This is a genomic window from Thermopirellula anaerolimosa (assembly GCF_054657335.1).
The window spans coordinates 703,812-730,109 of the sequence record NZ_BAAHYX010000004.1 but is presented as its reverse complement, the minus strand read 5'-3'; the positions used below and the strand labels follow the sequence as shown (position 1 = coordinate 730,109).

The 26,298-nt window shown below is 62.7% G+C and carries 17 protein-coding genes; 11 read left to right on the top strand and 6 right to left on the bottom strand.

The genetic code is table 11. From position 1 onward, the window contains the following. Positions 1-97 precede the first annotated feature (97 nt). Together mutS and fliG are read right to left on the bottom strand one after the other, a co-directional pair. The gene (gene mutS / locus ACYQ6J_RS03390) at positions 98-2,713 is read right to left on the bottom strand and encodes a DNA mismatch repair protein MutS (protein ID WP_460183300.1); all 2,616 of its coding nucleotides are present in this window, start codon (positions 2,711-2,713) and stop codon (positions 98-100) included. A 216-nt stretch (positions 2,714-2,929) separates the two neighbouring features. Continuing rightward, the gene (fliG, locus tag ACYQ6J_RS03385) at positions 2,930-3,925 is read right to left on the bottom strand and encodes a flagellar motor switch protein FliG (RefSeq protein ID WP_460182790.1); all 996 of its coding nucleotides are present in this window, start codon (positions 3,923-3,925) and stop codon (positions 2,930-2,932) included. 564 nt (positions 3,926-4,489) lie between these two features. On the opposite strand from fliG, the gene ACYQ6J_RS03380 reads away from it, so the two are divergent. From ACYQ6J_RS03380 to ACYQ6J_RS03340, 9 genes are all read left to right on the top strand, one after another. Continuing rightward, on the top strand, positions 4,490-6,565 hold the full coding sequence (locus ACYQ6J_RS03380) for a methyl-accepting chemotaxis protein (RefSeq protein ID WP_460182789.1): 2,076 nt from the start codon (positions 4,490-4,492) through the stop codon (positions 6,563-6,565). Between the two features lie 413 nt (positions 6,566-6,978). Next, positions 6,979-8,706, top strand: coding sequence for a hypothetical protein (locus tag ACYQ6J_RS03375; protein WP_460182788.1), 1,728 nt, complete (start codon positions 6,979-6,981; stop codon positions 8,704-8,706). Between the two features lie 99 nt (positions 8,707-8,805). After that, the gene (locus ACYQ6J_RS03370; RefSeq protein WP_460182787.1) at positions 8,806-9,672 is read left to right on the top strand and encodes a hypothetical protein; all 867 of its coding nucleotides are present in this window, start codon (positions 8,806-8,808) and stop codon (positions 9,670-9,672) included. A 49-nt stretch (positions 9,673-9,721) separates the two neighbouring features. Then, complete coding sequence (locus tag ACYQ6J_RS03365) at positions 9,722-10,423, top strand: MotA/TolQ/ExbB proton channel family protein (RefSeq protein ID WP_460182786.1); 702 nt, start codon at positions 9,722-9,724, stop codon at positions 10,421-10,423. A 77-nt stretch (positions 10,424-10,500) separates the two neighbouring features. Continuing rightward, positions 10,501-10,998 carry an ExbD/TolR family protein gene (locus ACYQ6J_RS03360; protein ID WP_460182785.1) on the top strand — a complete coding sequence of 166 codons (498 nt, stop codon included), beginning with the start codon at positions 10,501-10,503 and terminating at the stop codon, positions 10,996-10,998. A gap of 164 nt (positions 10,999-11,162) precedes the next feature. Then, positions 11,163-11,756, top strand: coding sequence for an ExbD/TolR family protein (locus ACYQ6J_RS03355; protein ID WP_460182784.1), 594 nt, complete (start codon positions 11,163-11,165; stop codon positions 11,754-11,756). Positions 11,757-11,859: 103 nt separating this feature from the next. Next, entirely contained in the window at positions 11,860-15,417 is a 3,558-nt protein-coding gene (locus tag ACYQ6J_RS03350) for a hypothetical protein (RefSeq protein ID WP_460182783.1), read from the top strand. A gap of 25 nt (positions 15,418-15,442) precedes the next feature. Next, positions 15,443-18,007: an ABC transporter substrate-binding protein gene (locus ACYQ6J_RS03345; RefSeq protein WP_460182782.1), complete on the top strand. Its 2,565-nt coding sequence runs from the start codon at positions 15,443-15,445 to the stop codon at positions 18,005-18,007. A 192-nt stretch (positions 18,008-18,199) separates the two neighbouring features. Then, positions 18,200-19,639, top strand: a complete 1,440-nt coding sequence (locus tag ACYQ6J_RS03340) for a hypothetical protein (RefSeq protein ID WP_460182781.1) — start codon at positions 18,200-18,202, stop codon at positions 19,637-19,639. A gap of 70 nt (positions 19,640-19,709) precedes the next feature. Here ACYQ6J_RS03340 and ACYQ6J_RS03335 read toward each other — a convergent pair whose 3' ends face one another. Beyond that, complete coding sequence (locus tag ACYQ6J_RS03335) at positions 19,710-20,195, bottom strand: hypothetical protein (protein ID WP_460182780.1); 486 nt, start codon at positions 20,193-20,195, stop codon at positions 19,710-19,712. A gap of 289 nt (positions 20,196-20,484) precedes the next feature. On the opposite strand from ACYQ6J_RS03335, the gene ACYQ6J_RS03330 reads away from it, so the two are divergent. Together ACYQ6J_RS03330 and ACYQ6J_RS03325 are read left to right on the top strand one after the other, a co-directional pair. After that, positions 20,485-21,402 (top strand): tetratricopeptide repeat protein, encoded by a 918-nt coding sequence (locus tag ACYQ6J_RS03330; RefSeq protein ID WP_460182779.1) that lies wholly within the window; start codon positions 20,485-20,487, stop codon positions 21,400-21,402. Between the two features lie 83 nt (positions 21,403-21,485). Further along, positions 21,486-22,505 carry an RluA family pseudouridine synthase gene (locus tag ACYQ6J_RS03325; protein WP_460182778.1) on the top strand — a complete coding sequence of 340 codons (1,020 nt, stop codon included), beginning with the start codon at positions 21,486-21,488 and terminating at the stop codon, positions 22,503-22,505. 83 nt (positions 22,506-22,588) lie between these two features. Here ACYQ6J_RS03325 and ACYQ6J_RS03320 read toward each other — a convergent pair whose 3' ends face one another. From ACYQ6J_RS03320 to ACYQ6J_RS03310, 3 genes are all read right to left on the bottom strand, one after another. Continuing rightward, positions 22,589-23,356: a PIG-L family deacetylase gene (locus ACYQ6J_RS03320; protein WP_460182777.1), complete on the bottom strand. Its 768-nt coding sequence runs from the start codon at positions 23,354-23,356 to the stop codon at positions 22,589-22,591. Positions 23,357-23,487: 131 nt separating this feature from the next. After that, positions 23,488-24,765 (bottom strand): precorrin-6y C5,15-methyltransferase (decarboxylating) subunit CbiE, encoded by a 1,278-nt coding sequence (cbiE, locus tag ACYQ6J_RS03315; protein ID WP_460182776.1) that lies wholly within the window; start codon positions 24,763-24,765, stop codon positions 23,488-23,490. Positions 24,766-25,054: 289 nt separating this feature from the next. After that, complete coding sequence (locus ACYQ6J_RS03310) at positions 25,055-25,465, bottom strand: SHD1 domain-containing protein (protein WP_460182775.1); 411 nt, start codon at positions 25,463-25,465, stop codon at positions 25,055-25,057. Positions 25,466-26,298 lie beyond the last annotated feature (833 nt).

Sequence of the window (26,298 nt, the reverse complement as noted above, 5' to 3'; positions counted from 1 at the left end):
CTAGTCCTTGATCGCGATATTTAGAGAAAATGGCGTGTCTATGTGCGTAGGTGGGGTGGATGAGATGGAGGAGACAGATAAGAGTTTTCGGGTGCGCTCAACGGGGGCGGCGGGGCCGCGCAGGTTTTCGTTCGGCCCGAAGTTGCTTCTGCCAATCTCGGACCTTGTCGAACAGGGCGAGCGGCGTACATTGCGTCAAATCCAGTTCGCGAAGCTCATCCATGATCGGGTGATCGACGGCTTCGAAAAGTGTCAATTGGATTTCCCGGCCGGGTTTGGACGAAGGCTCCTCGGCAAGGAGAGATCGGGGTGGGCGTTGATGTTCGTCCTCGAGTTGGGCCAGAATCTCTTTCGCCCGTTCGATGACCGGTCGCGGTACGCCCGCCAATCGGGCGACGTGGATGCCGTAGCTCTTGTCCGCCGCTCCCGGCACGATTTTGTGGAGGAAGACGACCTCGTCGCGCCATTCCCGGACCGCGACGTTCAGGTTCCGAAGTTTCGGCAGGACCTCCGCCAAGTCGGTCAGTTCGTGGTAATGGGTGGCGAACAGCGTCCGGCAACCGACCCGTTGGTGCAGGTATTCCACCGTGGCCCAGGCCAGCGACATCCCGTCGTAGGTGCTGGTGCCTCGCCCGATCTCATCGAGAATCACCAGGCTCCGCGGGGTGGCGGTGTTGAGGATTCGCGCCGTCTCGATCATCTCCACCATAAAGGTGCTGCGACCGCGGGAAAGTTCGTCCCCGGCGCCTACCCGGGCGTGAATACGGTCGGCGATTCCGATGACGGCACTCTTGGCCGGAATAAAGCTGCCGATTTGCGCCATGAGGACAAGCAAAGCGGTTTGGCGAATGTAGGTGCTTTTTCCGGCCATATTCGGCCCGGTGATTAAAAGGATGGTGCCGTCCTCGCCGCCGCACCGCGTATCGTTAGGAATGAAGGTCCCCTCCGGTTGCGTGATGTCCAGCACGGGGTGCCGCCCCTCGCCGATCTGAAGGATTGGCTCTTCGGTCAACTCCGGACGGCAGTAGTTGCGGTGGCGCGCCAGGTCCGCCAGCCCCCCCAGGGCATCGAGATCCGCGATGGCGGAGGCGGTTTCGCGGATTCGGGCATGGAATTCCGTGACGCGTTGGCGGAGTTGGAGAAACAGCTCGTACTCCAGGGCCTTGGCCTTTTCGTCCGCCGTCAAGACCTTGTCTTCGTACTCCTTCAATTCCGGCGTAATGAATCGTTCGGCGTTCTTCAGCGTCTGTTTGCGGATGTAGTCGCCGGGAATCTTGTCTTGATGGGCCTGGGTGACCTCGATGTAGTACCCGAAGACTTTGTTGTACCCCACTTTCAGCGTGGGGATGCCGGTCCGTTGGATTTCCTTGGCCTGATATGCGGCAATCCATTGTTTTCCGCCCTGGGCCAACGATCGCCATTCGTCCAAATCGGCGCGATAGCCGTCGCGTATCAGGCCGCCTTCGGTGGCGTTCAGCGGGCATGGATCGACCAGAGCGGCGGACAGTTCCTCTTGCAGTTCGGGACACGGGTCCAACCGAGCCTCGATTTCGCGCAACAACGGGCAACCCGCGTCGGCGAGGAGGTGCTTCAATGGGGTGATGCGAGACAGCGTCTTTGCGACGAACAAGAGGTCTCGCGGGCTGCAACGTCCCGTGGTGATCCGAGCCAAAAGGCGCTCCAGGTCGTGCACGGCGCGGAGTTCGTCGCGAGCGGATTCCAGGATGTCGGGCCGACGCAGTAATTCGGCCAGGGCGTCGTGGCGCCGGGCGATGGCCTCTAATTGCATGAGGGGCGAGGCCAGCCATTCCGAAAGACGGCGCGAACCCATCGCGGTAACGGCACGATCCAGCACCCAAAGGAGAGATCCTTCGCGGCGTCCGTCCCGAAGCGTGCGATGGACCTCCAAACTGCGGCGTGCCGACTCGTCCAATTCCAGGTAGGTCCCCCGCTGATATCGCTGAAGCCGGTCGATGTGCGCGAGCGAGGTCCGCTGGGTCTCCTGGAGATAGTCCAAGATGGCTCCGGCAGCACCCACCGCCGGCATGTCTTCGGCGGTGTCGGCGAAACCGAAGCCCTCCAAGCCCCGCGTACCGAAATGCCTTTCGAGGATCGGCAGCGCATGGGATGGACCGAACGCCCAACCGGGACGTTTGGTGACGAGGGTCGCCTCCGAGGTCTCCTTGATGGGCAGATCGGATTCTTCGCTGACCAGGCACTCGGCCGGCGAGATGCGAGCCAGCGCGTCCGCGAATTGGGATCGGGGGAAGGTTCCCGCCTGAAATCGCCCGGTGGAGAGGTCCACCCAGGCCAATCCGACCGGATCGTCGCCGACGGCGGCGGCCAAATAGTTGGCCTCCCTGGGGTCCAGCAAGGCCTCGTCGGTCAGGGTGCCCGCCGTGACGATGCGGGTGATGTCTCGCTTGACCAATCCTTTGGCCTGCCGGGGGTCCTCGACCTGATCGCATACCGCCACGCGATAGCCCGCTCGAATCAACTTGGCCAGATACGACTCCAACTGGTGGTACGGGAAGCCCGCCATCGGGGTGCCGTTCTCGCCCTTGTCGCGACTGGTCAGGGCCAGATTGAGCGTCTTCGAGGCGATCCGAGCGTCTTCGAAGAACAGTTCGTAGAAGTCTCCCATGCGAAACAAAAGAATGGCGTCCGGACACGCCTTCTTGGCTTCCAGATACTGCCGCATCATCGGGGTCAGGGTTTCGCTCATCAAGTCAATGCTAGCAACCGCGTGGGAAGCCTCAAGGGGAGTCCGAAAGCGGCGTGAAACTCAGGGAAACCGCCGGATACGGCAAGGCCGCTTCGGGCGCTGAGGCGGAGAGGTCCGCGCTCGATGCACCGAGGGCGAACGACGCGCTTTGCGGCGCTGATGACGGGACGCTGATGACGCGACAGTTTTCCGGGATGTTCCCGGCTACTGGATGAGTCGCTCCTCTTCCTGGTTGACGGCGACGGTGATCTCGCCCATGTCCTCCAGGCGGCGGATGATATCGACGATTTGCTGCTGAACCTGTTCCACGTTGGAGGCTCGTACCGGACCCAGGTACTCCATCTCCTCTTGCAGCAGGGTGGCCGCTCGGCTCGACATATTCTTGAGGATTTTTTGCTTCAGTTCCTCGCTGGCCCCCTTCAAAGCCATGGCCCACTGCGAGTTTTCCACGTGCTTCAGCAGCGTTTGGATGTCGCGATCGCTGAGCTTGGTGATATCCTCGAAGACGAACATCAAGCGGCGAATCTCGTCCACCAGGTCGGGATCGTCTTGCGCCAGGCTCTCCAAAATGTGTTTGCCCGAGGCGCGGTCGATCACGTTCAGGATTTCGGCCACGGTGGGCACGCCGCCGGCGTTCTCGAAACGCTGGCTCATGACGCTGGACATCCGCGATTCCAATCCGGCCTCCACCTCGTGGATGATGTCCGGACTGGTCTGGCTCATCGTGGCGATGCGTTTGATGACCGAGACCTGCCTCTCGGGCGGCAAGCCGCGAAGGATCTCCGAAGCGTGCTGCGGCGGGAGGTGAGATAGGATCAAGGCGATCGTTTGCGGATGTTCGTCGATCAGAAACGTAAGCAGGTTTTGGCTGTCCACCTTCTGGAGGAAGGCGAAGGGGAGGGCCTCGATGGATTGCCGCACCGTCTCCAACGTGGCGTTGGCGGCGCGGCCCAGGGCCTGCTCGATCAATTCCTTGGCGACGTCCAGTCCGCCCTTGCCGCCCGGCAGCGAGGCGGGATTGGCCTGGGCGAACTCGCGGAGCGCCTGTTCCTGATCCTCCGAAGACACTAACCCCAAGCGGGCGATCTCGATCGTCACCGCCTCGACCTGCTTCGGTTCCAACCGCGTCAACAGTTGGGTGGCCTGCTCGCGGGGCAGGCTCATCAGCAGGATGGCGGCTTTGCGGATGTCTCCCGGCATGGCGCGGTTTATTTCCGAATGCGAAGCGAGAACGCACGGGCGGCGCCGTCACGGGCGGCGCAAACTCGTCGAGAACCCCCTTTTCTCACCATCGGTATGCGGTTGGGAGGGCTTGAAACGATGTTGCCCGACGGTGCGATCCGGAAAACCGCGAAAACTCTATCGTCGCGAAGCCTTGCCTGGACCGTACCATCCGCATAAGTAGCAGAAAGGTTACACGTCGCCCAGTCGTCCAAAAGTACGTGTTTTTCTTCTATTTTTTTCGTTGCACTCAGCTTGCATTCGCAAAGCGGCGTTCTACGGTATCTTGAACGGTGGTTTACGCTTGGATGCAAGCAGTTCGAAGATCCGCGCGCAGCACGAGGATCGTAGTCGAAGGCACGACTTCCCGCGTGCGGTTCGAACAATGCTTTTCACCAAGAGCCCCCACCATTCGCCCCGGGGCGTGCGGCAGGGACATGCCGCAAAAACGTTTTTCTCAACGTAGAGATGCCGCCGGCGCTGTAGCCGGCTACGCTTTCGGTAGGCTGTTTCAATCGCAGAGGGACTAGGAGGAACCTGACCATGAGACTTCAAACCAAGGTCGTCGCCACGAGTGTCGGGGGCATTGCGGTCACGGCAACCGCGATTATCGCGCTTTTGCTTCTCAATAAGGGGCGATTGCGCGATCAGGTCTCCGTCGAAGTGACGGCCTTGGGGCAGGATTCGTGCAAGAAAATCGCGCTCGACGTGGAGCAGATGCTCAACGTGTATCACAAGACGTTATTGCAGAACCTTGCCAGGTCGTTGAGCACAGCCGAGTACCTGGTGAATCAGGCCGGCGGGCTTCAGTTTTCGCAAGAGACCGCCAAGTGGGAGGCCGTCAATCAATTCACGAAGGCGAGGCAGACCGTGGAATTGCCGCAGGCTCGGATCGGCGAGACGCCGATCGACGCGAACACGGACCCCGCCGTACCCTCGCCGATTGTGGACAAGGTTCGCGAGTTGACCGGAGCTACCTGCACGATCTTTCAGAGGATGAATTCTCAAGGGGATATGCTCCGCATCTGCACCAATGTGGCCACGATCGAGGGTAAGCGAGCGATCGGTACCTACATTCCCGCGGTCGAACCGGGCGGTACGCCCAATCCGGTCGTCGCGACGCTACTCCGCGGCGAAACCTATACGGGAAAGGCCTTCGTCGTGAACGCCTGGTATGTCACCACCTATAAACCCATTATCGACGCGAATCGAAACGTTGTGGGATGCCTGTACGTAGGTGTGCCTCGCGACGAGATTGCCGAGTTGCGACAAGCGATCATGAATATCAAGGTCGGCAAATCGGGCTACGTGTACGTCTTGCAGGGCAGCGGCGAAGGGCGTGGCAAGTACGTTATTTCCCAGGGCGGAAAGCGGGACGGAGAGAGCATTTGGGACGCCAAAGACGCCGAGGGCCGGTACTTCATCCGCACGATCGTGGAGTCCGCCTTGAAACTCAAGCCCGGCGAATGCGCAATCGAGCGTTACCCGTGGAAGAACGAGGGCGACGCATCGGCGCGATGGAAGGTGGCGGCCATCACCTACTTTGAGCCGTGGGACTGGGTGATCGGCGTGGGAGCCTACGAAGACGACTTCCAGGATGCCTTGCAGCGCGTGGATGCGGCCATGAACGGCATGTTGTGGTGGACGGTGGGCGGTGGAGCGCTGGTGCTGTTGGTCTGTGCGGGCTTCGCCGCGTGGACGGCCCGAAGGACCGTGGCCGGGTTGCATCGCGCCGTCGATATGCTCAAGGACATCGCCCAGGGCGAGGGGGATTTGACCAAGCGATTGGATATCCACAGCAAGGATGAAATCGGCGAACTGGCCCACTGGTTCAATGCGTTCATCGGCAAGTTGCGCGAGATGATTCGCCAAGTGATCGAGAGTGCCGAGCAATTCACGGAGGGAGCGAAGATTGTAGCGGAAAGCTCTCAAACGGTGGCTCAGGGCGCTCAAACGCAGGCGGCGGGCGTGGAGGAGATGAGCGCGGCCATCGAGGAATTGAGTCGCTCCGTGGACGCCGTGCGAGCATTGGCCGTGGAGGCGGACGAGCTTGCCCGAAAGAGCAGCCATTCGGCCCAAGAGGGCGGCACGGCGGTCGAAAAGTCGATCACGGCCATGAATGCGATTCGGGAAAGCTCGAAGCGGATCGGCGACATTATTCAAGTGATCTCGGAGATTGCCGGGCAGACGAATCTGTTGGCGTTGAACGCCGCGATCGAGGCCGCCCGGGCGGGTGAACACGGGATGGGCTTCGCCGTCGTCGCCGATGAAGTGCGCAAGCTTGCCGAGCGATCGAATCACGCCGCCCAAGAGATCGCCCAATTGATCCGCGAGTCGACGCGCTTGGTCGAGGAGGGCGCGGAATTGAGCGACGGCATGGGCGAGGCCTTGCGGGGGATTCTGCAAGGCGTGGAGGAGACCGCCGCCAAGATCGGCGTCATTGCCCAAAAGGCGGCGGACCAAAACTCGGCCGCCCACGAGGTCCGTCGCGCCATCGAAGGCATCGCGCTGGTAGCCGAGCAGTCCGCCGCGGGCAGTGAAGAGATGGCTTCCAGCAGCCAGGAATTGGGCGCCCAGGCCGACGCCTTGCGACAACTGGTATCCGGTTTCAAGACTTGATCGCCGTCAGCTTTTTCGGATGACCCGCGGGGACGACGCCGGTCAACGGCGTTCAGCTCCGCGGACGACGCGACCGCCCATCTCCGCGCGGTCGCTTAAACAAGGACGCCTCCCGATTTCGGAAAGCGGTTGGGGACCCCGCACGATGCGGGGTCCCGACTGCTTTAGGGGGCCTTGCGAGGGCGAACCGCAGGCCGGCCCTCCTCCGTTCTCGGCTAGATCTTCGGTAGAGCAGGACCGCACCGCGCGGCCGAGTCACGGTGATCGATGTGTGGTAGGCATTCCGGACCGCCGCTAAAATGACGGAAGGTTAGGGACGGGAAATCGGGTATCTGCGGGCGGATTCGGGGCGGCATGGAATCCACGCCGAGCGGTTGCGCGACCCGGCTTGCTTTTCTTTTGGGAGCGGAGCGATGGCGCTGCGGTTACGGCCTGATCCAAAGCGATTGGATGCATTCGAATCGGAATCATCCGATCAGGACGTGCCCATCGGTCGCGACTCTCTCGGCAAGGCGGCGTCCGTTTCGATCGTCGGTCTTGTGGTGGTCGGGTTGACGCTCTTGGTTGGCAATACATCCGCCGCCGAGCGATGGACGCCGGAGTCGCCCGAGGTGGTGCAAGCGGTGGATCGCGCTTTGGCCTATCTGGAGAAATCGCAGGAGTCGGCAAGCGAGTCGCGAACCGGGGCCTGGGCCTTGATCGGACTGGCGCTGCTCAAGAGCCATCGCCCCGCCGATCATCCGCTCCTGGTTCGCTCCGCCGAAGAGATTCGCAAACGGGTTCCGCCCTCAGGCCGACCGCAGGATTTTCCCATCAGCACCTGGGACATATACAGCACGGGGCTATCGCTCATTTTTCTCTGTTCGTACGATCCGGTCCGCTATCGTAACGACATTCAGGCTATCCTCGGCTATTTGGTTTTTCGGCAGAAGCCGCACGGGGGATGGGGCTATCCCGCCGGCAGCCCGCACGAATTGACCGGCGACACCTCGATGACGCAATACGCGGTGCTGGGTTGCTGGGAGGCCGTGCAGGCGGGGATTCCGGTGCCGGGCGAAGTCTTGAACAAAGTCGCCGACTGGTTGATTCGCACGCAGGATCCCGGCGGCGGTTACGCGTATCAGGGGCAAGTCGGCCCCGGCGGCCAGTTGATTCCGCAGTCGGGGGTGCGCATCGGCATGGGGATCGCCGGGATGTCGAGCGTGTACGTCTTGGCGTCCTTGGCCCAAATGCGAAGGCTTTCGACCGATGAAGACGAAGGCTTGCCCCCCGCCCTGCAAAGGATCGAGGAGGAACGATCGGCGGGACGACTGCGCCTGGCGATTTCGGCGGCGGCGCTGCGGGGAACGATCCAAAGGGGCAACGCCTATATCGAACGAACTTTCCAAATGCCGTCGGGCATGTACAACTACTACTATATCTACTCCGTGGAGCGTTATTTTACGTTTCGCCGGTTGGTGGAAGGAAAGGCGGAAGAACGCATTCCGTGGTACGATTCGGGTGTGGATTACCTGCTGAAGACGCAAGCCGCCGACGGAAGCTGGAACCATCAGTGCGGCCCCGTGTGCGACACGGCGTTTGGGATTCTGTTTCTCGTTCGCTCCACGAAACAGAGCGTGGAACGGGTGAGGGATTTCGGGGCGGGGGTCCTAGTGGGCGGGCGGGGGTTGCCTAAGGATACGGACTCGGCCGTCGTGAAGAACGGGCAAGTCGTGGCCTTGCCGCTACGCATTTCGGTGGAGGAGTTGACGGCGGTGCTGGAATCACCCGACGCGGAACGGGCTGCTGCGGCCCTGGATGCCTTGCAGTCCATGCCGAGAAACGAGGCACGCCTGTTCGTGGCGAAGAACGCGGATGCCCTGCGGCGATTGGCCGGAGGGGATTCGCGCGACGCCAAGTTGGCCGCCATTGCAGCCATAGGAAACGGGGGCGACTTGAGTTTGGCGCCCGTGCTCATCGACGCTCTCAGCGATCCCGACCCGGACATGGCCATAGCCGCCGATCGGGCTTTACGGCGATTGACGCGGCGTCCGGGCGAGGGGCTGGCTCCCGGCTTCAGCGATACGCAGCGGGAACTCCGTATCCGCGAGTGGAAGCAATGGTATCAAGCCGTCGCGCCCGACGCGGAATTCGACCGATGATGCAAGACGGGAAGGCCGCACCCCGGTTGGTTCGGCGAATTCGCGCCGGAGTGTGGAAGTCTCATGAATCGAACGATCCGGTGACGGTACGGTAAGGCAGTGAGTAACCAGGCGGAAGTTCACGTTCGACCTTGGGAGGACGCGGGCTACCAACTCCGCGTCTCGGCCTTCGATCGCGCGGTGGGGGCGGTCCTGTCGCTATTGGTAGTGGTCGGACTTTGTGTGCTGGCGCTCGTCATCATATGGTGGACGGGGAGAATCCGCGGTACGCAGGTCGCGGTACCCGTGGAACTCCAGGCCGTCGGTACGGGCGGCGCGCCACTGGGGGATGATCTGCAAGTGGAGACCGACAACCCGGGCCAAGAGGAGGAACTGGAGGATCCGGTATTGCAAGACAGTTTGGCCTCGGTCAGCGACATTGTGGCGGCCAAGCTCGCGGATTTGGACAACCCCATCATCGCCGACCCGGATTCCGTCCAGAGGGGCGGGCCCAAAGGCGATCCGGTGCGAGGCGGCGGAGGTACCGGCGGTTCCGGTGTCCCTCGGCGCTGGGAATTGATGTTCGACAAGGGCAATACGCTCGACACCTATGCGCGACAACTCGACTTTTTCAAAATCGAGTTGGGGGTATTGTTGCCGGGAAATCAGGTTCGGTATGTTTCGCGGCTTTCATCTCCGGCGCCGTTGGTCCGCGATGGTCCCGCGGAGGCGGAGAAGCGGTTCTATTTGACTTGGCAACAAGGGGAATTGCAGGAGGCGGATCGGCAATTGCTCGCGAAGGCGGGCGTGGACGCAGGACGGCGAATCATCCTCAAATTCCTTCCCCCGGAATTGGAGGCCCAACTCGCGGCGCTGGAACGTGCGCACGCCGGCGCCAAGGCCGATCAAATCCTCCGCACGCGCTTCGGCATTCGTCCCCAAGGCGGCGGCTTTGCTTTTTTCGTATTGGAACAAACCTATCGCTAGACCGCGGGCGGTCGCAGGCTGAATCGACAGGAAGCCATCGAGCACGATCATGAAGCTGGATCTGACGAGCATCACGTACTACTTGGGAAACGCGGACTACGTGGCCTTGGCCCTGGTGGCGGTGTGGGGGGCCTTCTGCGTGGTGATGGTCCTGCGCCGAATCGCCCAAACGCGGTTTCGTTCCGAAGCCGCTCAGGAAGAGTTCTTGAATCGCATCGAAGAGATGCTCCAGCGTCAAGAGTTCGATCGCGCGATCGCGGAATGCGAGAACGACGGTCGCGCCTTGCCGCAGCTTATCCGATTAGCCGTGCTCAACCGCCGATTGGGGTTGCAGCGGCTTCGCACCATGTTGGTGGAGCGATTCCAGCGGGATGTGCTGGGAGACTTGGATTATCGCTTGTCGTGGATTTACACCGTAATCAAAAGCGCACCCATGCTGGGGCTGTTTGGGACGGTGTTGGGGATGATGGGGGCCTTCGCCAAGTTGTCCGGCGGGGATAAGGTGGACCCCACGCAATTGGCGGACGATATCAGCCTGGCCCTGGTGACGACGGCGGTCGGATTGGCGATCGCGATTCCCCTGGTCCTCTGCACGGCCTCCGTCACCACACGAATCCGCCAGTTGGAGGATCTGGTCGGTTCGGGCCTGACTCGGTTGCTGGAGATCCTGCGGAGCGTAGGCGTTCGGAGCGACGTCCCGCTTCCACCGCCCGGCGGATCGGCGGAGAGGGTGTTTCGGTCGGACTCGTAGCGGGGAGCGGCAATCCAGCGAAGGCCGAGCAGGGGGGGCGGGGGACGACTTCCGCGGCAATGGAACAGGAATCGCAAATGAGTCGGACCGACCAACGATTGGCCGTGGCGCTACCAGGTGCTGCGGGCGAGGTCATTGCGTTTCGTCGTCCCAAGCGAGAGGAAGTCGATCTGGATATCACTCCCATGATCGACGTGACGTTTCTATTGTTGATTTTCTTTCTTGTTTCGGCGACCGTGGAGACCGCCAAGGCCGTGGACCTGCCGCCGGCCAAGTTCGGCAAGGGAGTCGGCGTGCAGGGTTCGCTGGTCATCACGGTGGCGGATCGGGGGCGCAACGCGCCTCCCGCCGTTTATCTGGCCGACGGAAAGGTCGGCGAACCGCTGCCGGATGATCCGGAAACGCAGCGGGACATGATTCGACAGGCCGTTACGGACGCCTTGCAGAGCGGAAAGTCGAACGTGCTGATCAAGGCGGAACGATCCTTGCGGCATCGAGAGGTCGCCCGGATCATGGAGGATGCCGCCCAAGTGGAGGGCGTGAAGTTGTACATCGGCGTCTTGGAGCGGGAATGATCGTTGCGTCCCTGCCCGACTCTCGGCGCCGGCCAAGAATCGGGCAAGGTAAGGGGGAGACGTTCGAGGAAAAGCGCGAAGAGTGAGACCGAGGCTACGACCGAACGTAAAGCATGGTGAAAATTCGCTGTCCTCATTGCGGTCAGGAGATTGCGGCCCCGGAAATGCCCACCGGATCGCGGATGGTCTGCCCGGTCTGTCGGGGTGATTTGGTCGGAGCATCGCACGGAGAAGGAGTGCGCGAAGGCTCGCGGGGGGCCAAGCCTCAACCTTCGGACCCGGTGGAGGACGGCCTTGGCGAAGCCGTGACCTTTCCCCGGTTTGAACCGCCTGAGGACGTCATGGATATGACTCCGATGGTGGATGTGGTGTTTCAGCTGCTCATCTTCTTCATGATGACCGCGGCGTTCAGTCTACAAAAATCGCTGGAAGTGCCGCCTCCCGATCCCAAAGACGAGACGGCTCAATCCCAGACCTTGGAGGAGTTGGAAAACGAAAACGATTTCGTGATTGTGCGGATCGATCGGGAGGATGTGGTGACCGTCGAGGGACAGGACGCCCGCAGCGAGCAAGACCTGCTCACGAAATTGCGAGAGGCTCGGAACGGCGATGCGAACGGGCGGGCGGGTCGCTCCGGAATGTTGGTTTTGGCGGATCCGGCTTGCCGGCACGAGACGGTGGTGCGGGCTTTGGACGCCGGAAACGCCGTGGGGATGGAACGCATTCGACTGGCGACCGTGGAAGATACGGAGTTTTGACCTCGCGTGGTTCCCGCCCGGCGGCGAAGCGGTTTCCCTTCGCGCCGCGGATGCCGCGCGAGACGACGCGAGAGGGTATCGATTCCTCCGGGATTGACGTTGCATGATTCCCGCTGAAGAACTGCTCAAATTGTTGCAAGAACGCGACCTCGTTCCTCCGGAGGTGATTCAGCAGTTGCGCAAGCAGGCGTCCGATGCGTCCCGCTCGCCCAAACCGCTTTCCGCCGCGATGGCGGCCAAGATTCTGGTGGATCAAGGGTATCTCTCGCGTTTGCTGGCGCAGCGTCTGATGACCGCTGTGGAGAAGGCCTATGCGGAGAAGACTCAGCGCGAGCGTCCCGAACCGGTCGTCTTGAAGAAGGTCGAACCGCCTCAGAAAAAGGGGGACGACGGGACGGGCTCCGGCGAGGACGAAGTCTTGGAACTGGCGCCTCTGGACGAGGCGGACGACCTGTTTGGAACCGCGCCGAAGCGAAAGGCCCGACGGCAGCGTGATTCGCAGGAAGGCACCGAGAAAAAGGATGCCTCCGCTAGCGGGGAAAAACGACGGGAAGCCGCATCCGAGGCCGGCTACAGCGTCGCCCCAGACGCCCGGCAAAAGCCGGACGCCTCGCTCCCCGTCGGTCCGGAGAATCTTTTCGAAGATTTGCCGCTTCCCGGCGGTCCGACACCCGCGGGGACGGCGCCGATTACCGATCCTTTCGCCTCGTTGCCGCGGCGGCGGAGTGTGTGGGACTCGCCGCTCTTGCTTTTGGGCGGCGGGGCGTTGCTGCTGCTGATTTTTGTGGGAGTGATCGTCCTCTTCTCGCTCAATCGACGCAGCGGCGACGAATTGTTGGCGGAGGCGGAGGCCGATTATCGGGCCGGGTCGTACACGCAGGCGATCCACAAGTATCAACGCTTTCTCAAGGACTTTCCGAAGCATCCGCAGGCCGGCGTCACGCGCGTGAGAGTGGGATTGGCGCAAATCCGGCAAACTTTGAGCGGTGATTGGTTGGAGGTTTGGCAAAACACCCGTCGCGTCTTGGATGAGATTGCCGGCTTGCCCGATTTTCACCCCGAAGCCGATGCGGAATTGACGGCGATTCTCCCAACGATCGGCGAGGGCTTGGCGGCGTCGGCATTCGAGCGGGCGGACGCAGCAAGGATCGAGGCCGCGGAGCAGGTACTGTCCGCGATCCGTCGGTACGTACCTCGGGAAAATCGGCCCAGTAAGCAGATCGCGGATATCGAAAACACGCTGCAATTGGCGAAGAGACGTATCACTCTGAACCAGGAGCGTGCCGCCGCGCTCGCCAAACTGCAAGAGGCGCGCGGGCGTGGTGCGGCGGATGAGGCCTACGAAACTCGCAGGCAGCTTGTCCGCCAATTTCCGCAATTGGCCGACGATCCTGAATTGGCGGCCGAAATGTCGGCGATGTGCGACGCGCTGCGGGACCGCGTGGAACGGGAGGACTTGCCTTCCGTTTCGGCGGAGGCGGAAACGGAGAAGAGGGGGGAGGAGACGGCGTTTTTCGCCCAACTTCGAGAAGGTCGGGCGCCGGTGGCGGAAGATCAGTTCATTCTCGTCGAAGCCGAAGGCTGCGTCTTTTGCCTGTCGGGGACCACCGGACAATTGATTTGGCAACGTTATGTGGGAACCGGGGCGCCCCACGGTCTGCCGCCGACGGAGTTGCCGCGGGTCCAAGCGGGCGGCGTGCCGTCGACCGTCATCCTCGATCATCGTCGCCATGCACTGCTTTGGATCGAGTTGGCGACGGGGAAGGAAATCCGCACGGTCAAAATGCCCGGCGAAACCGCGTGGGGGCCGATCGGCGCGAAAGACATGATCTTGGTCGGCGGTGCGGACGCGCGATGGTTCGTCGTGGACGCGGCGACCGGGGAGGGACTGCGGACGATAAGGTTCCCGGTGGCCGTCCGGGTGTCTCCCGCCGTTTCCTCATCTTCGGGCGATGCTGTAGGCTCCCTGTGGTTTGCCGCGGCCGAGCACTCGTACACATTCGCCTTGACCGAGTCGGGGCGCAAGACGGCGGGGGTGATTTACACGGGGCACGAGCAAGGCTCGCTGATCCTGCCGCCCGTCGTCATGGATCGTTACCTGCTGCTTCCCGAGGTATTGAGCAACGACGCAACGAGGATCGGGGTTTGGCGGTGGAGCGAAGACGGTCGCGCCGAGTCGGTGCAGCAGGTTGCCGTGCCCGGCCGCTTGGCCGGACCGTTGCAAGTCTCGGGAAACCGGTTGTTGTTCGAGACCGCCGGCGCGGATGTCTTGGTTTTCGAGTTGCGCGGCGATCCCAAATCGCCCCTCGTGCGCATAGCCGAGGGCAAGACCGCCTCGCCCAAGTCGCTAGATGGTGTGGAGTGGGAGGTGCCGCGCTACGTGCTCTTGGAATCCGGGATTCTGATCGCCGCGGACACCGCCTTGACGCGATTCGACCTTCAGACCGCTGCCGGAAGGATCGTGCCGCAATGGGTGGCGGCCGAAAACATGCCGACCGTGCAACCGCCGCGAATCGTGGGAGATGCGATTTTTCACGTTTACCGGCGGGTGGGGCAGGCCGGGGTCTTCGTCGCCGCAATCTCCGTCAAAGATGGTTCGTTCTATTGGGAGACGCGACTGGCCGATCCGCTGTCGCGTCCCCCGAGTCCCGAGGACGGGGCTTTTCGGGCAACCACGGTCGGAGGCGCCGTCTGCCTTCTGCCGCTTGAAGAGCCGGCGGGGACCTCGCGGGTGATGCCCGTCCGCATGGTTGCGCGGACGCCCGATGAAACGTCGGATGCCGCGTCTCGCGAAAATCGCATGATCCATCGCGTGCCCCTCTCGTCGCCGGGAATAGAAGCGGCGGCGGTTGAGGGCGATCGCGAAGTCGAAATCCGAGAAGCCGACGCGGCGTCCGTGAAGGTTCGGCGGGTGCCCTTGCCGATGGAGATCGCCGGGCCAATCGTGCTCTTAGCGAGCGAATTGATCGTGCCCCTTCGCAACGGTTCGCTGGCTCGCGTCGATTGGGTCTCCGGGCGATTGTTGGGAAACCCATATCAGACCCCGGTAACTCCGGGCAAGCCCGTGCGTTGGACGGCGCTGTTCCCCTTGCCGGACAACCGCGTGGCGGCGTCGCGAGAGGACGGTCGCCTTTGGCTCCTATCCGTCCGAGACGGCGACTGGACGGCGGACCGCGAAATCGCCTTGCGGGCGCCGCTCATTCCGCCGGCGGCGGTGCTGAAGACTCATCTCTTTGCGATGGATCGCGGACGGCGACTAACGGCCGTGAACTTGCAGACCGGTGAAACGGCCATGAGCGAGGCTTTGGACGAACGGGCGGTCTGGGGTCCGTTTGCTTTCGCCGATCGCGTGTGGCTGGGTACCGCAAAGGGGAGTATTCTCGCTTGGGACGATGAACCCAAGCGCGTCGATCGCAGATCCGTGGAAGATATGCCATGGGTGGGTCCGCCGGTCGCATGGCGGAATTACCTCTTGACGGCCTCGAGTCGCGGCGAACTTCTGCTGTGGGACGGCGATTTGCGAACGATCGTCGATCGCGTGACCTTGAGCGGAAGACCGGTTGCCGGTCCGGGGATTTGGCAAGATTGGCTGATGGTTGGGATGCGGGACGGTCGGACGGTACGGGTACGATTGGACCGGTTGGCCGAAGCTCGTCCGTGAGATGGGCAAGGGCGGGGCGTCCTTCATGGTGAAGCATCATCGGCACGCGAATGCGACGATCTCGGCGAAGTGCTGTTTCGAGGCTCGTTTCGAACACGAGAGCTTGAACGTGGCGATCCAGGGCATACCGGCGAAGCGGAAAAACCTCGGTCGACTCCGCGCGGAGCGATGGGCGGGGTTTTGTCTGATTGTCGCCGCGTCGTTGCTGGGGCGGATCGACGTCGTCGCTTTGGCGGAGGAAGCCAAACAAGCGGATGCCTCGCCGTCGGACGTTCCCCTCTATGAACAACCGCCCTACGACCTGATCTATCTGAACGCCGCGAACGATAACGCCGTGCTCAAAGTTTCTCCGCTTCCCTTTCCGGACCGCAAGACGCCTTCTCCCTTGCCTCGCTCGGGATTTCTCGAGGTCGAGTTGTTCGACCGACCGGGCGAACGGTTCCGCGCCGCTTGGCCTCAAATCGTTCGCATCCAATTGTTCGAGGAGATTTTGGTCGAGGAGGCCGGGCGACTGATCGATCAGCGCAATTTTTCGGCGGCTTGGGATTACATCGAGTATTTGCACGCCAACTACCCCCGCGTTCAGGGTTTGGAGACGCTGCGGCAACGGTTTTGGTTCGAAGAGGCCGCCGCTTTGATCGAGCAGAAACAATTCGATCGCGCCTACGGGAATCTTCGCAATCTATTCGCGGAAAACCGCGACTATCCGGGGCTGAGCGAGGCCGCGGGGCGTGCCGTGGACGGCCTGGTCGATCGTTATCTGGAACGCTCGGACTACGCGGCCGCGCGTCAGGTCGTGGACGGCTTGGCGGCCTTGTTTCCGCAGCACCCCGTGGTCGCGAGTCGCCGTCAGCAATTCCAGGCGGAGGCGGCGTCGCTTTTGGCGGAGGCGGAGGCGGCCCTGCAACACGGAGACTTTCGTCAAGCCGATCTATCGGCGCGCCGCATGATGGCGGTGTGGCCGGAATTGCCGGGCGCAGCAGATTGCCTGCGTCGCGTACAGACGGCTTACCCGCGATTGAGGGTCGGCGTAACGCTCGCCGCCAGTGATCCGGATCCGGCATCGCTCACCGATTGGTCGGCTCGCCGCAGCGGACGGTTGGTTGCCCGTTGCTGGGCCGAGTGGTCCGGCATCGGCCCGGAGGGCGGCATCTACGCGACCCCTTTTCACGCCATGCGGAGTGAGGATTTGGGACGCCGGTTGGTCTTCACCGTTGCGGCTTCGGATCGCGGAACGATCCGCTCCGGCCCCATCGCGTCCGACTTGGCGGAGCTTTGTTGGGCGATGGGCAGCGCGGACGATCGTCGATTCTTTCTGCCGTGGGCCGATCTTGCGCAAGAATTGGCCGCCGGTCCGCGTGAGGAACTGATCGTGCAATTGCGCCGTCCGCATGTTCGGCCCGAGGTCTTTCTGCGGCAGGCCGTCACATGCCGCTGGGCCGCGACCGCGAATGCTGCGGCCGATGCGTCGACGACGCGGACCGGAATGGATGAAGGAGAATCCGCAACCTCGCGGGCGGACGCGGTGACCGAACTGGGAGAGAGGTTCGCGGTAATCGGGCCGTACGTCCTTGATTCGGACGCGACGGCCAACCCGCCGGCAGATGTCGCGGTTTTCCTGTCCAACAACGCCTACGATGAGCGAACTCCGGGGCGACCGGCCGAAATCGACGAGGTGCCGTTCGCCCGAGGCCGGGACGCCTTGGCGGCGCTGCGACGCGGCGATTTGGACGCCGTCGATCGCGTCAACCCGTGGGAACGCGGCTTGGTGGAGGGACAGGCCGACCTGGAATTGCGGAAGTATGCCGCGCCGTTGGTCCACATGCTGGTTCCCAATCTCAGCCGACCTCTGCCCGCCGATCGAGATTTTCGCCGGGCGCTTTTGTTGGGCATCGATCGTGAGCGGATTCTGCGGATGCTGTTGGACGGTCGCTCCGAGGAGGGATGCCGCGTTATCAGCGGACCGTTTCCCGTGGGTACCAAGCGGGCCGATCCGTTGGGCTACGCCTATGACGCCGACATCGAGCCGCGCGCATATCAGCCCGCGGCGGCCTTGGCCCTGGTACAAGTTGCCGCTGCTCAAGCGAGGGATACCGCCCGCAAGCAGGGTCGTCCAATACCCGAGGGCAACGCGATCCATCTGCGATTGCCGCCCCACGAAATCGCGCGCGAAGCCTGCCGGGAGATCGCGCGTCAGTGGCGATTGTTAGGGCTGGACGTGCTCTTGATCGAGGCGTCTCCCGGCGATTCGACGCCCGCGTCCGATGCTTGGGACTTCATGTACGTCGAGGCTGCCATGTGGGAACCGGCGGGCGACGTCTTTCGACTGTTTTCCTTGCCGATGTTCGACGACCGGTTGAGCCCGTATGTGACGCTAAGCCTGGCCCGGGTGATGGAGGCCGCCGACTGGCCCGAGATGTCGGCCCGATTGCGGGCGGTGCATCGGGCGGTGCACGATGACGTCGCGGTATTGCCGCTGTATCAACTGGAGGACTACTTCGTGATACGAAAGGGAATCGAAGCGGTTCCCCCGCGGCCCGCCGTCTTGTATCAAGACGTCGAGAATTGGCGCATCGTTCCCAGGCAGTGAGGGGATTCGCTCCCGGGGCATGAGGGATTTCGTGCTATGCGGCGTTGGGGATTGGAGACAATTCGACTGCGAAGGCGGAACCGCGACGTCGGCAGGAGGCCATCGTCGGAATCGCCTTTCTTTTCCGAGCCTGCCGGGCTTTGGGCTGGGGCGGGCGGACGAAATTGCCCGCTGGGGCGGCGCTCGGGGCGGATGGGCTCTCGCCGCCGGTTGAGTGGAATCTTGGTCTTAGCGTGGATTCTATCGCTCGGATTCGCCGTCGCTCCATTCCAGTCCGCGGTCGTCGCCCAGTCGCTTTGGGAGTGGACGCCCTATCGCGTGGAGATCCGTCTAGCCGTCGAAGACTGCCCGGAACTGAGCGATGCCGATGTGGACCGCTTGTCGCGGGATTTGCAATCGCGGTTGGAATATCGGTTGGGAGCACGCTGGGAACCTCGGGTGTCCGCGCTTACGGATGATGAGGGCGGGTTGTTGCTGCCGGAACTTCCAGCCCTGCCGCCCGAGGATTTGCCCACGGAATGGCGAAGGCTCAAGACCGCCGACAAGATCATCGTGGTGAGGCTGGGGACGGCGGACGACAGGCTTCGCGTCTCGGCGCGGCAGTGGGATGTGCGAGCCGAACGTTGGGGACCGTTGACGCAAACGGCCGTCTCCCAGGTATCGACCGTCCCGGAAGCGATGCTCCGCGCGATCTTGCAGAGTCATGTCCCCCTGGCTTCCATCCAGGTATTGGAGGATGGCGGCGTTCGGCTTCACCGGCGGGGAGTGAACCTGGCGACGCCGCAAGGTCGGGAAGAGGGCGAGGAACGGACTCCCGTCTACCACGTGCTGGCCCGATACGAGGATCGGGACGGTAACGCGAGGGCGGTACTGACCATACCGTGGACGCTGCTGCTCCCGCAAGCGGGCGAGGACGGGGCGGGGCTTCCATGCGAAGTGATCTCTGGAGTTCGGAATCCCTTGACGGCGCGGCGCCGCGGGCGCGTGGAACTGTTGGCCTGGGGGCAGCGTCCGCCGGGCGGTGCGACCGTTTTGAGGCTCCTATCGCGCGATGAAAACAAGAAACCCCTTGCCGACTACGATGTCTTCGCCAAAACCCCCGGCGAGGAGACGTTTCGCTGGGTGGGACGGACGGATTGGCAGGGAAGCCTGTCGGTGGCCGACCAAGACGGGACGCCCCTGGTGCTGGCGATCAAACACGGAACCCGATTGCTGGCCAAAGTGCCTCTGGTACCCGGTCTGGTCTCGGAGGCGGCCCTTTCGCTCCCGGACGACGACCCCAGATTGGAAGCCGAGGCAGCCCTTCGCGGCATTCAAGATGAACTCGTGGATCTGGTCGTTCAGCGGACGGTATTGCTGGCGAAGGTCCGCGCGAGGGTGGCCGAAGAAAAGTGGGACCAGGCCGCCGATCTGTTGGATCAAATAAGAAAGCTGAAGTCGCGGGAGGTGTTCTCCAGCGAGATCATGCAGTTGCAGCAGCGAATCTACTGCCCGGAACCGACTGCTCAACAACAAGTGAACCGAATGTTCGGTGAGGTCAGGCGACTGGTGAACCAATACTTGGACCCGTCCGAATTCGAAAAACTGGTTCAGCAGGTAGCGAGTCGGCGGCGCAATCCCTCATCCGGATAAAGCGAAGTGCCGGAGCGGGAGGCATGGAACGAGATTCGCGAACGCAACCGCCGAGGCGGAGTTGAGCCTCTCAGGTCATCAAGTCGGACCGGCGGCGTTGATCGCGGTGGACGACCTGAATGCGACCGGCAAGTCGTTCCAAGGCTTCGTGCGGGGTGAGATTCAGCAAGAGACGGTTCTCCGGAGTCCACGCCCGCCCATCGTATCGAAAGAGTGCGACTCCCGCTCGACGCCTGACCTCTTCGTCTTCATGCGGCAACCAATCTTCGCTGCAAACGAGAGAGACGGCGACGATGGCCGTGAGGCCGCCGGAACCGCGATCGCGAAAATAGGTGACCTCATCATCGAAGTCGAAGGCGGCAGGATCGTCCAATCCCAGGTTGGCGGCGACGGTCTTGGCGAAACGGGCTTCGAGGCTCTCGCGATGGCGGTGGAAGCGACGTCGGGCCTCGGAAAAGCGCACGCGTGCCAGCAGGCGGCGACCGGCGCGAACGCCGCCCACGATCGCGAGCGACGTTGCGGCTACCGCCGTCAAAAGAATCCAAGGATCGTCCATGGTCGCCCCGCCGGTTTTGTACCCGGAGCCAGAGGGGTGGGCCCGCTTGCCGTCCCTATCTCATTGTATAGCGGCGCAAGCTGAAAAACGCAATCAAGAGGCGCGGCACGCCGCGGGTGCGACAATGGGCGGTGTCCCATCGATGGAGGCCGACCTTGCCTTGACGAAACGGACGGGCTTCACCTATATTCAAGGCTTTCCTAGCTTTACGCTTTTTCCGGCTGCCGGGACCGCTCCCGGAAGTGGGCCGATAGCCGGAGCTTGTTCCTCGAAATGATACGGGAAAGCGATGAAACGCGAACGGCGTCACGAGTTGCAGGATAATTTGTTGGCCCGTTGGTTGGCCGAGGCGACGGAAAAGGCGGCGCCCTACGCGCGGGCCGTTTCCCTGGCGGTCCTTCTGATCGTACTGGTCGTTGCGGCATGGTACGTCTTTTCCCAACGGTCGCGGTCAAGTCGCGAGGCCGCCTGGGGCGCACTTTATCAGGCCATGCAAAAGGGGACGGCCTCCGATTTGGAAGCCGTGGCCGAGCAGTATGCCGGAAGCGAGGCTGCGATGTGGGCGCAGGTCGCCGCCGCTGATATCCACCTGGAGATCGGGTGCGCTCAATTGTTCAGCAACAAGGCCGACGCCGTGCAGGAGTTGCAAAAGGCGATCGACGGGTACCTTGCAGTGCGAGACAAGGTGCGACGGCCGGAACTGAAGGAGCGACTGCTTTGGGGTTTGGCTCGGGCCTATGAATCGCTGGCGGGTTCGCGGCAAGGGCAGGGCGAACTGGAACGCGCCGTCAAACTGTACCGTGAACTCGCCGAAAGCTTTCCGGATGGGCGTTTTGCGACACTGGCGCAGCGTCGCGCCGCCGAGTTGGAACGCCAGGACGTGCAGGGCTTCTACGATTTCTTTGCGCGATACGAACCGTCTCCAAGCCCGCCGAGCGGATTCTCTCCGGGTGATTTGCCGTTCGATCCCAGCGCTTTGCCGCCGCCTCCCGCCGCCGGATCGACGCCGGCGGTGAGCCCGGGTGCGAGCGAGAGCGAACCTCAGGGGGCCGCGCCTCAGGAAACCCCCGGCGAATCGACCGCCGCGCCGGCGACTCCGATCATTCAACCGCCGATGAGTGAACCGGAGAAGCCCGCAGATACCCCGGCGGTCCCCGCGAATTCGGATTCTCCGAACGGCGGGACGGGCGATTCGTCGAACCCGTAGGAGTCGGCAAGCCCGGGCCTTGTTTTACGATTTCGGCTCCACGATTCTTTTCCGGCCTTTGCGATGGTATAGGCCTGCCTGCCATGACGACCGGGTACTCACCCGAGACAGGACCGATCCGTCTAGCGGTCGGTCCGGAGCACGTCGGATGGAGGCTGGATGCCTTTCTCGTCCTGCATTTCCCCGCCTATAGCCGTGTGGTGCTTCGTCGGGTGATCACCGAGGGCGGCGTGACGGTGGACGAGAAGGGGGCCAAGCCGAGCTATCGCCTGAAATGCGGACAAGTCGTGACGGTGACTCTGCCGGAGGCGCCGCGGCAATGTCCCAAGCCGGAACCGATTCCGCTCAATGTGATCTATGATGACGACTGGCTGGCCGTCGTCAATAAGCCGCCGGGGATGGTCGTTCATCCCGCTCGGGGGCATTGGTCCGGGACGTTGGCCGGGGCGATCCAACATCTCTACGGTGGCCGATTGAGCAGTCTGGGGGGACCGAATCGTCCCGGCATCGTGCATCGTTTGGATCGGGACACGAGTGGGGCGATCTTGGTGGCCAAGCATGACCTGTCGCATCGCAACTTGGCCGAGCAGTTCGCCGCCCGTACCGTGGAGAAGCAATATCTGGCGATTACGGCGGGGGTTCCCGACCGCGATGCGGATTGGGTCGAGGAGCCGATCGGATTGCATCCGCGGCAACGGGAAAAAATGGCGGTTCGCCGCCACGATCCCGATGCTCGATCGGCCCAGACCCTGTACCAAGTTGAGGAACGCTTCGTGGGCTTCGCGTTGGTGGCGGCCTACCCCAAGACGGGGCGTACGCACCAGATTCGCATCCACTTGGCGCACATCGGGTGTCCCGTACTGTGCGATCGTCAGTACGGCGGTCGGGCCGAAATCACGCGCGGTGAACTAGTCTCCGGCGTTCCGGACGGAGAGACCGTTCTGGCCCGGCAGGCGCTCCATGCCCATCGCTTGAGTTTCGATCATCCCGGCACCGGCAGACGGGTGACGGTCGAGGCTCCTCTGCCCGGCGACATGGCCCACGTATTGGAGATGCTTCGCGAATATCGCCCTTGGAAGCGTGGCATGGGCCGAGGGCTGTAGCGCGCCATCCGCCCGGGGTTTTACTCAGGGGAACTCCGCCAGGTGAATGAGCGACTCATCGGGCAACTCACCGCGGCGCGGGACTACGAAACGGGTCGGACCGGGTGTCCGAGTACGCAGGCCATCAAGTCTTGGGTGCCCCAGGTCGTGGGATGAGCAACCACCTCGCCCGCCGTATAGCCGCACGTGCGGCCTTGCTGGGCATTGACGTCTCGGATGCGATCGAGAATTTCGGGGCGGTGAGCGAACTGGGTTCGATAGCACGCCACGGCAGCGAGTTTGGCATCCAGGCTCTCGGAAATATCTACGACTAGCAAATTTCCGGCGGGCGGCGCCAGTTGCCGTAACGAAAGGAAGTAGAACAGGTAATGCGGGATGGAGTGGACCGGCAAACCCTCAAAATACTCCTCCCATTTGGAGAGTCGGGAATAGAAGATCGCGGCCTCGGTGATGCGTCGGGCGGCGTCGTGATCGGGAGAGGCGAAAGGGGTGTCGCCGCCCAGGCACAGAACGAGTTTCGGTCGGTAGCGTCGAAACTCCGTCGCGAGGGCGCATCGTGACTCGAACGTGTCGAAAAGACGGCGATTCGGCAGGTCCAACGTCACGCGGAGACAGGCCCCCAACGTCCGCGCGGCGATCGTCGCTTCCTCCAAACGGGTCTCGGGATCAGGCGAACCAGGAGTCGGTTCGCCATCCGTCAAATCGATGATGCCGACGCGATAGCCTTGACGTGCCAGGGAGTGAACGATTCCTCCACAACCGATTTCCACGTCGTCCGGGTGAGCGCCGACGGCGAGTACATCCAACGGGGCATCCTCTCCTCGAACATCCCAGGTCTTCTTTGCGTTCATTCGGCCGTTCTCGTCGATGCAAGGGATTTGCGGGACTGCGCGTGTGCTCATTCACGACGGCGGCGATGATTTCCCACTTTCCGCAGGAAACGCCAAGATGAAGGGGGCAACGCAGGGGATTGGCGAAGCGGTTATCCGCCCTTGCGGTTTTCCGGAAGAGGTTTGACCGCCGCCAAAAGGAACGTCGGATTCAATGCTTGAAACCGCACACGGTCCAGTTGATAGTAACCTCGGGCGAGGTTGACCATGAGGACCTCGATGTGCGGCGTCAAGGTGCGGATCCGTTGTTGGCACTCGGCGACGTTATCCACGCTACCCATCGTCACCACCAAGCGTCCGCCGGGGCGGAGACGAGCGAAGGCGGCTTGGCACAGGTCGACGACCTGACGTCCGCTGCCTCCGACGAAGACGCAGTCCGGATCAGGGAGGTCCGCCCAGGCCTCCGGGGCCCGTCCCAGGATCGGTCGTAGATTCGGGACATCGAATCTCCGGGCGTTCTCGCGGAGAAGTTCGTAGTCGTCGGCGTCCATCTCGACGGCGAAGACGGAACCCTCGCGGGCGATTTGCGCGGCCTCGATGGAAAGCGATCCGCTGCCGGCGCCGATGTCCCACACGATGCTTCGCGGGCCGACATCCAGTTCGGCCAGGGCGATGGCGCGGATCTCCGCCGGGGTAAGAAGTCCCCGCTTCGGTTTCGATTGCAAAAACGTCTCGTCGGGATTGCCGAACAATCGTTTGCCCCATTGCTTCAGGGGACGATCGGGGACGTCCGGTTTCCGGACCAAGATCATCACGTTGAGCGGAGAATAGGAATGCGCCGCGATATCTTGCAGTTCCCCTGCCGTGACGCGTTCGTTGGGCGCTCCCAAGTGTTCGCAGACATAGGCCGAGAAGTAGTCCAGCCCGCAGGCCAGCAGTTGCTCCGCCACGCGATTCGGCGGAAGTTCTTCGGTCGTGAACAGTCCGACTTTGTCCGCCGAACGGATGCGCGAGAGCACGTCTTCCAACGCATGATCGGCCAGATTGGCCAAATAGGCGTCTTCCCAATTTTCCTTGACGCGGGCAAAGGCCAATTGCATGCTGCTGACGTGCGGTACGACCTCGAAACGGTCCTTGCCGATTTTTTCCCAAAGGTAACGGGCGACGCCGTAAAACAGGGGATCGCCCTCGGCCAAAAGGACGACCTTCTTTTCCGGGTGGGCGGCGAGTTGGTTGACGATCTCTTGCAGACTATTCGAGGTTTCCAACTTGGGCGTCGGTAGGTCCTTGACGATGGCCAAGCAATCCGAATCTCCGATCAGCAGGTCGGCCGAGGCCACTAACTGCCGGGCATGTTCCGTGAGGCCCGCCAGGCCGTCCTCTCCGATCCCGATGATGTGAATACGCTGCGGTGCGTCGGCTTTCGTCACCGTGTACCCTCCTCGTTGAACCGGTGATGATATGTCAGGCCCGAGGCGACTTTTGCGTCCCGAGCGAACAATGTCGATTTTATGACCGAGACGCGCTGCGGGACAATGAGGCCTCGAAGGGAAAAGGTGATTCAAAAAGCCGTCGCCGCCGGCCAATCGCGAGCAGTAATCGGGTGAGTGCGAAAAAAGAACCGCGCCCGAGCGCGTGAGGCTCGGCGCGGTTCGTAAAAGGTTGCGGCTACATCGGTTTCCGATGATTGCCGGATGCGACGTAACTTAAGAGTGTGGATTAGCGCACATTCGCCGCCACGCCGGTCAGGCCGATCACGTAATCGCGATCGGCTTGCGAAAGCCGGTCCCAGGCAACGCGGACAAAGGTTCCGGAAGGTGTCCGCAGGCGAACGACGGCACCGTCCAGCGTTTGAACGAAGCGGGCGGTAACGTGGTACATCCCCGTGTCGTCCGTCCAAATTCGGTAACCGCTCTGGTTCGCTGCGGGTGCCGCCTCGGCTGCCGGTGCCGCGGGGGCTTCCGGAGCGGGAGGCGCTTCAGGCGCAGGGGCCGGCGGGGCCGGGGCTTCGGCCGGTGCCGGAGGAGCTGAGGTTTCGGCCGGGGCCGGTGCGGGGGCGGGAGTTTCGGCCGGAGCAGGAGCGGGAGCCTCGGCGGGTGCGGGTGGAGCAGCCTCAGCGGGAGCCTGCATTTCGGCTGCCGGTGCCGCAGGGGCTTCCGGAGCGGGAGTCGCTTCAGCCGCAGGGGCCGGCGGGGCCGGGGCTTCGGCTGGTGCCGGAGGAGCTGGGGTCTCGGCAGGGGCCGGGGCGGGAGCGGGGGTTTCGGCCGGAGCAGGTGCGGGAGCCTCGGGGGCGACGTCGGATGGTGATTCCATGGGTGCCGGTGCGGAAGTCGCAGCCTCGGCCGGCGCGGCTTCCGTTTCGGCCGAAGGCGCTACGCAGCAATCCTGCGGGATGCAGGAATCTATAGGAACGCAGCAGGCGAGCTTCGGGCAATGCAGCCGTGCAAACCGATGGCCGAACAACTTACAGGCGGATGCCGGTCTTGCCGCAACAACGCCGGCACAGGCCAGCAGGGCCAAGCAAAGCATACTGGATCGCATCTTCTTACCCTCCTCCCATGTGTGGGAAACTGAACTCCGCCGACGACGGTTGCGATCTTCCCAAAGGGTCGGTTGTTCGAGAGAGAGTGGATCGCGCCCCGCCGGCTGAACCGCGTGAATCTCAAACCAAACGGCCTGAGACAGAAACTTGAGGTCGTCTCATAAGTCTAGCTTGGCAGGATAGGAGGTTCAAGCAAAATTGCGGAGTTGTGACCCGTGGAAGGCCGGCGGCATGGTGGGAGCTGTATAGTGCCGCGGACGGTCGAAGCACGAGAACGCACGTCCGCGAGGGGGGACGCATGTTTTCGAGGCCGAATCCAGACGTTTTGCCAGGTTCCCGGATTGTGCCGACCTTGACGAGGCGGCACGCACTCGTTGGCGAATCGGATTGATTGTGGACGCATGCCCAACCGGGGAGCATG